Raw genomic sequence first — 7,803 nt, 5'->3', positions numbered from 1 at the left:
CCGGACAGCCTCTGCGATCGGACAGCGCCATGAACACCCGTCACGCCGCCGGACGGCGACGCTCCGCCACTCCCGACCCGCAACGCCTGTTGGGCATCTACCTCAACGACCACCTCGCCGGCTCCAGCGGCGGCGTCGCGCTGATCCGGCGCGCCGCGCGGAACCAGCGCCACACGCCGGCCGGTCCGCCCCTCGCCCACCTCGCCCGGCAGATCGCGGAGGACCGGGACAGTCTGCGCTCCCTCATGACCGCGCTCGACGTTCCCGTGAAGCGCCGGCGGATCGCCCTGGGGCGCATCGCCGAGACCGTGGGCCGGGCCAAGCCGAACGGCCGCCTGGTGTCCCGTTCACCCCTCAGCGACGTCCTGGAACTCGAGGCCATGCGCATCGGCGTGGAGGGGAAGACCTCGCTCTGGCAGTCGCTCAGGACCGATGCCGAGACGGACCGGCGGCTTCCGGTCACCGAACTCGACCGGCTGCTCGACCGGGCGCACCGCCAGGCCGACGTCCTCAAGGACCTGACCGCCGACGCGGCACGGCGCTGCTTCGACCCCGAACACGGGAACACGGACGAACGAGGCCACCCCGTCGGCGGAGCGGCCGACGGTGAGGCCGGCGGGGAGGTCGAAGGCGAAGCCGACGGAGAGGCGCCTCACGGACTCTCCGCGGGAAAGGGGTGGACGTCATGAGGGTCGTCGTCACCGGAGCCACCGGCAACGCGGGCACCAGCGTGGTCCGGGAACTCGCGAGCGACCGGATGGTCGGCGAGGTGCTCGGCATCGCACGCCGCACCCCCGAACTCCACGTCGGCGGCGTCCGCTGGGTGGCGGCGGACATCGACCCCGGCGGCGCCGACCTCGACGCGCTGTTCGCCGGAGCGGACGCCGTCGTCCACCTCGCCTGGAAGTTCCAGCCCACGCACGACCCCGTCGAGACCTGGCGCACCAACGTGCTCGGCGGCATCAGGGTCTTCGAGGCCTGCGCCCGCGCCGGGGTCCGGGCCCTGGTCCACGCCTCGTCCGTCGGCGCCTACTCGCCCGGTCCCACCGACGGCCGTCCCGTCGACGAGTCGTGGCCCACCCACGGCTGGCCCGGCGCCGCCTACACCCGGGAGAAGGCCTACCTGGAGCGCTACCTCGACGGCTTCCAGCTCGCCCACCCCGAGCTGCGCGTCGTCCGGATGAGACCCGCTTTCCTGTTCAAGGAGGAAGCGGCGAGCGAGCAGCGCCGGATCTTCGCCGGCCCCCTCCTGCCCTGGCGCATCGTCCGTCCCGGGCTGCTGCCCGCGCTGCCGGCCGTCGCCGGTCTGCGATTCCAGGCCCTGCACACCGACGACGCCGCCCGGGCGTACCACGCGGCCGTGGTACGCCCGGTCCGTGGCCCGTTCAACCTGGTGGCCGAACCGGTGCTGGACACCGCCGCGGTGGCCCGCCTGCTGGACACCCGCACCGTCCCGCTGCCCGCCGCGGCCGCCCGCGCCGCGCTCGCCGCCGCCTGGCGCATGCACCTCGTGCCCGCCGCGCCCGGCCTCCTCGACGCCGTGCTGCGCCTGCCCCTCATCGACGCCGGCCGGGCCCGCGACGAACTGGACTGGACGCCGGACCTCAGCGCCGAGGAGGCGGTCGGCGAGTTCCTCGCCGGCCTCGGCCGGGGAGCGGGGCTCGCCACCGTGCCGCTGGCCGCGGCCGGAACGGCGGGGCCCGGCCGGAGCGGGCGGGAGTGAGGTCCATGACCGTCCGTGCCGCCCTCTTCGACGTCGACGGAACCCTGACCGACACCAACGCCCTGCACGTCACGTGCTGGTGGGAGGCGTTCCGGCAGGCCGGGCACCGGATCCCCAGCCACGCCGTGCACCAGGCACTGGGCCTGCCCGGCCCGGACCTGCTGACGCACCTCCTCGGTCCCGGACGCGACCGGGAGCAGGACGAGGGGATCAGCACCGCCCACGACGTCCTCTACGCCACCTGGTTCGACCGCCTCGGCCCACTGCCGGGCGCAGCGGACCTGCTGCGCGCGCTCGCCTCGGACGGCTGGCGCGTCGTCCTGGTCACCTCTGCCTCGGGCGCCGAACTGGAGGCGCTGCGCCGGGCGATCGACGCGGACGAAGCGGTCCACGCGACAACCACCGCCGACGACGTCGACCGGGGCAAGCCCCATCCGGAGCCGGTCCACCAGGCCCTCGGACTGGCCGGCGCGAGCGCCGACCACGCCGTGTTCGTCGGCGACAGCGTCTGGGACATGAAGGCCGCCGGACGGGCCGGAGTACGGTCCGCGGCGCTGCTGTGCGGCGGCATCGCCCGGGCCGACCTGGAGGCCGCGGGGGCGGGGGAGGTGCACCGGGATCCGGCGGACCTCCTGCGGACCCTGCCGTCCGGCCCGTTCAGCCGGATCGCGGCGGCCGGGGACCTCTGACCGGCGCGGAGCCGGCGCGGCGGCCGGGGGACCTCTGACCAAGGCGGTCAGCGTGGCGGCCGGGGACCTCTGACCGGCGCGGGCACCGCGGCCGGCGGCGAGGCGCGACCCGCGGGCACGGCGGCCGGCGGCGAGGCGCGGCCGGGTGGGAACGGCGCGGCGGTCCGGGCCTCTCCGGCCCGGACCGTTCGAACGTCGCACTCCCTCAGCGACCGTCGTCCTCCCGCGGGTTCCCGCTGCCCCGGTGCGGACGGGTCTGTTCCTCCCGGCCGATGCCGGGACGCTGCCGCTTGGCCGTGTGCCCTTCGGCGCCCTGCGGATCGGTGTCACCCGGACGGTCCGCCACGGCTTCCTCGGCCTCCCGCCGGGCGGCCCGGTCGCCGCTCTCGCCCTCCGCCTGCGACGGCGTCGTCCGGGCGGCGTGGCGCCGGTGCTCCTCGTGCTCGTTCACGGTCGTTCTCCCTTCGTTCGTGGCCCCGCTCGCCCACCACTCGGTGCGGGAGCGTCCGGGATCCTGTGCGGCCCCGGGCCGGTCACCCGTGCACGACGGCGCGCACGTGCTCCACGCTGCCGCAGCCGGACGCCAGCTGCTTCTCGCGTTCCGCCAGGAAAGCGGCGCCCAGCTCCGCCCGGCGTGCGTCCGGGACGTTCTTCCGGGCGCCGTTGAGGATGGTCCGCTCCTCCTCGTCCACGTGGTGCGACACCGCCTCGACCAGCTCCTCCAGCCGCTCGTCCCACTTCTCGGAGCCGACGTCGTCCACCTCCAGCAGTGCCAGCAGAGCCTTGTTGCCCTCGGCGTGCTCCTCCGCGCCGTGCTCCACCTCGTCGTCGTCGACGTCCTTGAACCGCTTCAGCGCTCCGTAGACCTCGGCCTCCTCCGCCTCGCCGTGGGCGATGAGCAGGGCCGAGAACTCCTCGAGGGCCTTGGCGCGGTCGGCCTCCACACTCCGCATCCGGCGGAAGAGCTCCTCCATGGCGCGGTGGTCCTCCAGGATCACCGCGACGACGTCCTGGTCCTCCCTGACATCCGGCATGATGCGTGCCTCCTCGTTCGCGGGTTCCGTCCTGGGGCGCCTGCTCGGGATACCGGGGCCGAAAACCCGGCCCGGCCGCCTTCCCGGCCCCGGCCGTGGACGTCGCACGCACCGAGGCCGGTCCGGCAGCCCCGATGGCGGCCGATCCCCGGCGTCCCGGAGAGGCCCGGGGATGGATCCGCGGCGACGGGGTACAGGCAGGGTCCCGACCCGCCACGGAGCGACGGTCGTCCGTGGGAGGAGGAGCGGATGCACCTCATGCACGAGGAGTACGACGACGACACCCGGGCCGCGCTCGGCCGCACGCAGGGGGCGGCGGACGACGGCGACGCGCCGGCGACGCGGCCCGGCACGCTGCCCCCGGACCACACTCAGGCGATCCTGGAGGTCACGAAGGAGATCGGCGGCGTCCTGAAGAGCTCCGGCTGCGCCTTCGCGCTCGTGGGCAGCGTGGCCGCCTACGCGCACGGCATCCCCGTCCGCCTCCAGCACGACGCCGACTTCGCCATCCGCAGGGAGGACGCCGAGACCGTCACGGGGCTGCTGCGCCGGCACGGCGTCGAGATCGTGGAGCCGCCCGAGGACTGGCTGGTGAAGGCGCGCAGCCGAGGGGAGCAGATCGACCTGATCTTCTCCCTGGCCGGGCGGCCCGTCACCACCGAACTCCTCGAAAGAGCCTGGACGTTGCCGGTGGACTCCGTCCACATGCCGGTCGTCGACCCGACCGACCTCATGATCGGACGGCTCGCCGCGCTCTCGGAGCACCACTGTGACTTCGGGGCCCTGCTGCCGGTCGCCCGCGGACTGCGCGAACGGATCGCGTGGCAGCGCGTGCGCGCCGAGACGGGCGAGCAGCCCATGGCCGCGGCCTTCCTCTACCTCCTCGAACTGCTGGACGTGATTCCGCCCGCCGGAACGCAGGGAGAACGGACCGACGATGACTGAACACGCGCACACCGGCGCACACGAGGACGACTACCGCATCGCCCGGCTGTGCGAGCGGCTCACCGGGGACCCCATGGCCGAACAGGGCGTACGGGTCGAGCAGCGCGGCGACGCCGTGCTGCTGAGCGGCACCGTGCCGACCGCCGCACGGCGCGACGAGATCCTGAGCCTGGCCCGCGCCGAGCTGGCGGGACTCACGCTGCACGCCGACCTCGCCGTGGCGTGCGCGGACGCTCCCGACCGGATGGAGGAACTGTCGTGACCGCGCCGGTGATTCCGGACGTACCGAGTCAGGGGGCGCCGGCCGGTGCCCCGACACCCGCGCGCGCCGAGGAGATCACCCTCCTCACCGCGGAAGCCGCCGAGGAGGTGGACACGATCCCCACCACGGACGGGGGATTCGTCCGGGTGGCCGCCGTCGGCGACATCCATCTCGGCACGGACTGCTCCGGGCTGCTGCGCCCCGCCTTCTCCGTCCTGCCCGAGTGCGCCGACCTGCTCCTGCTCGCCGGAGACCTGACCCGGCACGGAACCGTGGAGGAGGCGGAGGTGGTCGCGCGCGAGGTCGCCGACATCGGCGTCCCGGTGGTCGCGGTCCTCGGCAACCACGACTACCACGCGGGCGAGGAGAAGGCCGTGGCCGCCGCGCTGTCGGCCGTCGGCGTCACCGTCCTGGAAGGAGAGGCGGCGATGTTCCCCGTCGCCGGACACACGGTCGGCGTCGCGGGGACGAAGGGCTTCTGCGGCGGATTCGTCGGCCGCTGCGCGGGGGAGTTCGGGGAACCCGAGATGAAGGCGCTGGTACGGGAGTCCCGGCGGACCGCCGACGGGCTGAACACGGCGCTGGGCGTGCTGGCCGACGCCGACTGCGCGGTCCGCATCGCACTGACCCACTTCGCGCCCGTACCGGACACGCTGGCGGGCGAACCCCTGGAGATCTACCCCTTCCTCGGCAGCTATCTGCTGGCCGAGGCGATCGACTCGTCGGGCGCCGACCTCGCTGTGCACGGACACGCCCACCACGGAACCGAGCACGGCATGACGGTGGGCGGCGTGCGGGTGCGCAACGTCGCCCAGCCCGTGATCGACCGAGCCTTCGCCCTCTACCAGCTGCCCCTCGGCGGGAACGGCCGCGCCGACCTCGGCGTCCACCGGGGATGACGGGACGGATCCGAGAGTGAGAACCGGCGGCGCCCGGCCGCCCCGCTCTCAGGCACGGCCCTCCTGGGCGCGTCGTGTCTGGTCGGCCAGGACGCTCGTCGCCCGTTCGAGGAGTTCGACGAGCGCGGTGTGTTCCGCCGGGCTGAACGCGTCGGCCAGGGCGCGCTCCAGGACGATCACCTCCTCGTAGGCCTGGTTCAACAGGGCTTCCCCCTGCTCGGTCAGCGAGGCGATCAGCACCTTGGCGTGCACGGGGGAGGCGTTGCGGTCGACGAGTTCCTTGTTCTGCAGTCCCGTCAGAACCGGGGCCATGGTCTGCTGCGTGACCCCGCAGGCCCGCGCCAGCTGCGCTCCGGACATGCCGCCTTCCCGGGAGAGCGTGAGCAGGACGGTGTACTGCGTCATCGTCAGGCCGTAGCCGCGCAGGACCGCTTCGTGATGTGCCGTCAGCACCTGTTCCGCGCGCCGGATGCGGGTGCACAGGTACTCCTCCGCCGGGATCCCGGCCGTCTCCCCGCTCATTGTCTCAGCCTCCTGTGTTGACTCAGGTACCTGAGTCTGCCTAACGTGATCAGTATCAGGATACTGATTCAGCACAGGAGGCCGTACTCATGAAGGCTGTCGTTCTCGACCCCGACAACAGGTTCACCCTCACCTCGCTCGACGAGCCCGTCCCGGGCGTCGGCGAAGTCGCCGTCCGCGTCGAGTACGCCGGGATCCAGTGGGGCGACGTGCTCGTCCGCGGCGGGTACTTCCCCGTGCCGCGTCCCTTCGTCCCCGGCTTCGAGGCCGCGGGCCGCGTCGTCGCGGTCGGCGAGGGCGTCGACCCCGCGCGCGTCGGCCAGCGGGTCACGGCGCTCACCTCGTCCGGTGCGTACGCCGAGGTCGTCGTCGCGCCCGCGATCCTCGCCCTGCCCGTCGGCGACCTCGACGCGCGCACGGCCGCGGCGTTCGGCTGGGCCGCCCCGACCGCCTGGGACCTGATCCACACCGTCACCCGTGTCCGGCCCGGCGACAGCGTCCTCGTCCACGCCGCGCTCGGCGGTGTCGGCAGTCTGGCGGCGCAGTTCGCCTCCGCCGCCGGAGCGGGCCGCATCGTGGGCGTGGTCGGCGATCCGGACCAGGCGGACTACGCCGCGAAGCTCGGGTACGACCGGCTGGTCTCCCGGCACGGCTTCCCCGAGACCCTCGGCGACGAGCGGTTCGACGTGATCCTCGACCCCGTCGGCGGCCCGGTCCGCGCCGCCGGCCTGGACCACCTCGCCCCGCACGGCCGGCTGGTCGCCTACGGCGCCATGGGCGGCGCCGCGTCCGTCCCGATCGACGCCGACGAACTGCTCGCGCAGGGGCGCTCCGTCCTCACCTACAACAGCCATCTGCTCAGCCGGACTGCGCCCGAGCGCCTGGCCGCCAGCGCGGTCGAGGCCCTGCGCCTCCTGGGCGACGGTCGCGCCCGGATCGACGTCGCCGCCGTGTACGAGCCCGCCGACCTCGACGCCGCCGTCCAGCGTCTCGCCGCGGGCGGGACCCGCGGCAAGCACCTCGTCCGCTTCGGCGGCTCAGACGTCTAAGGGGTGTCGCGGGGCGGGTGGGACTTCGCAACACGCCTTAGCGCCCCGACACCGTCGGCGTCAGGCGCCGTCCGCGGCGGCGATCAGCCCGGCCACGTCCAGCTTCCCCATGCCGAGCATGGCCTTCATCGCCCGCTGGGCGCGTGCCTCGTCGGGGTCCGTCAGCAGTTCCTCCAGGACGGCCGGTACGACCTGCCAGCTCAGGCCGTACTTGTCCTTGACCCAGCCGCACGGGCCTTCCTGTCCGCCGTCGGACAGCTTGCTCCAGTAGTGGTCGACCTCGTCCTGGTCGGCGCAGTCGATGAGGAAGGAGACCGCCTCGTCGAACGTGAACTCCGGTCCGCCGTTGATCGCCGTGAACGCCTGGCCGTCCAGGACGAAGTCCACCGTCAGCACGGTCCCGGCCTCGCGGGGTCCCGCCTCGCCGTAGTAGGAGATCTTCCTGATCTCCGAGCGGGGGAAGACCGAGCAGTAGAACTCCGCGGCCTCCTTGCCCTGCGTGTCGAACCAGAGGTTGGGGGTGATCCGGGGCATGGCGCCCTCCCGATTCCTGATCTCGTCGCGAAAGGTTCCGGTTCTCACTGGTACCGACCGTCGGACGGCTCGGAAATCATCGCTCCGCCACGTTCCGATTCCGTGGAACCGCCCCGCCGCGCCCCGCCCGCACGCCCACGCCCGCC

The 7,803-nt window shown here is 73.7% G+C and carries 11 protein-coding genes; 7 read left to right on the top strand and 4 right to left on the bottom strand.

Annotated features, from left to right (window positions below):
* The 3 genes from EAO71_RS22540 to EAO71_RS22530 form a co-directional block, all read left to right on the top strand.
* Nucleotides 1-689 (top strand): hypothetical protein (locus tag EAO71_RS22540; RefSeq protein WP_222723575.1); only part of this gene is annotated, 689 nt, incomplete at its 5' end.
* The gene (locus tag EAO71_RS22535; RefSeq protein WP_147979646.1) at nt 686-1,723 is read left to right on the top strand and encodes an NAD-dependent epimerase/dehydratase family protein; all 1,038 of its coding nucleotides are present in this window, start codon (nt 686-688) and stop codon (nt 1,721-1,723) included. The genes EAO71_RS22540 and EAO71_RS22535, both read left to right, overlap by 4 nt.
* Nucleotides 1,724-1,728: 5 nt before the next feature.
* On the top strand, nt 1,729-2,412 hold the full coding sequence (locus tag EAO71_RS22530; protein ID WP_147979645.1) for an HAD family hydrolase: 684 nt from the start codon (nt 1,729-1,731) through the stop codon (nt 2,410-2,412).
* 205 nt (nt 2,413-2,617) lie between these two features.
* Here EAO71_RS22530 and EAO71_RS22525 read toward each other — a convergent pair whose 3' ends face one another.
* Entirely contained in the window at nt 2,618-2,863 is a 246-nt protein-coding gene (locus EAO71_RS22525; RefSeq protein WP_147979644.1) for a hypothetical protein, read from the bottom strand.
* Between the two features lie 82 nt (nt 2,864-2,945).
* On the bottom strand, nt 2,946-3,446 hold the full coding sequence (locus EAO71_RS22520; RefSeq protein WP_147979643.1) for a hemerythrin domain-containing protein: 501 nt from the start codon (nt 3,444-3,446) through the stop codon (nt 2,946-2,948).
* Nucleotides 3,447-3,704: 258 nt separating this feature from the next.
* Between EAO71_RS22520 and EAO71_RS22515 the strand changes: the two genes are divergently transcribed.
* From EAO71_RS22515 to EAO71_RS22505, 3 genes are all read left to right on the top strand, one after another.
* Nucleotides 3,705-4,391 (top strand): nucleotidyltransferase family protein, encoded by a 687-nt coding sequence (locus EAO71_RS22515; RefSeq protein ID WP_147979704.1) that lies wholly within the window; start codon nt 3,705-3,707, stop codon nt 4,389-4,391.
* A complete protein-coding gene (locus EAO71_RS22510) occupies nt 4,384-4,653 on the top strand; it encodes a BON domain-containing protein (protein WP_147979642.1) in 270 nt (89 codons plus the stop codon). Before EAO71_RS22515 ends, EAO71_RS22510 begins: the two co-directional genes overlap by 8 nt.
* A gap of 116 nt (nt 4,654-4,769) precedes the next feature.
* Nucleotides 4,770-5,552: a metallophosphoesterase family protein gene (locus tag EAO71_RS22505; RefSeq protein WP_147979703.1), complete on the top strand. Its 783-nt coding sequence runs from the start codon at nt 4,770-4,772 to the stop codon at nt 5,550-5,552.
* A gap of 48 nt (nt 5,553-5,600) precedes the next feature.
* Here EAO71_RS22505 and EAO71_RS22500 read toward each other — a convergent pair whose 3' ends face one another.
* Entirely contained in the window at nt 5,601-6,074 is a 474-nt protein-coding gene (locus EAO71_RS22500) for a MarR family winged helix-turn-helix transcriptional regulator (protein WP_147979641.1), read from the bottom strand.
* A gap of 89 nt (nt 6,075-6,163) precedes the next feature.
* Here EAO71_RS22500 and EAO71_RS22495 point away from each other — a divergent pair, with 89 nt between their 5' ends.
* Nucleotides 6,164-7,123, top strand: coding sequence for a quinone oxidoreductase family protein (locus tag EAO71_RS22495; protein WP_147979640.1), 960 nt, complete (start codon nt 6,164-6,166; stop codon nt 7,121-7,123).
* Nucleotides 7,124-7,183: 60 nt separating this feature from the next.
* Here EAO71_RS22495 and EAO71_RS22490 read toward each other — a convergent pair whose 3' ends face one another.
* The gene (locus EAO71_RS22490) at nt 7,184-7,657 is read right to left on the bottom strand and encodes a VOC family protein (protein WP_147979639.1); all 474 of its coding nucleotides are present in this window, start codon (nt 7,655-7,657) and stop codon (nt 7,184-7,186) included.
* Nucleotides 7,658-7,803 lie beyond the last annotated feature (146 nt).

It is taken from the genome of Streptomyces sp. MS191 (genome assembly GCF_008042125.1).
Lineage (GTDB): Bacteria > Actinomycetota > Actinomycetes > Streptomycetales > Streptomycetaceae > Streptomyces.
The sequence above is the reverse complement of the archived record's forward strand: the minus strand, read 5'-3'. Positions and strand labels throughout refer to the sequence as shown.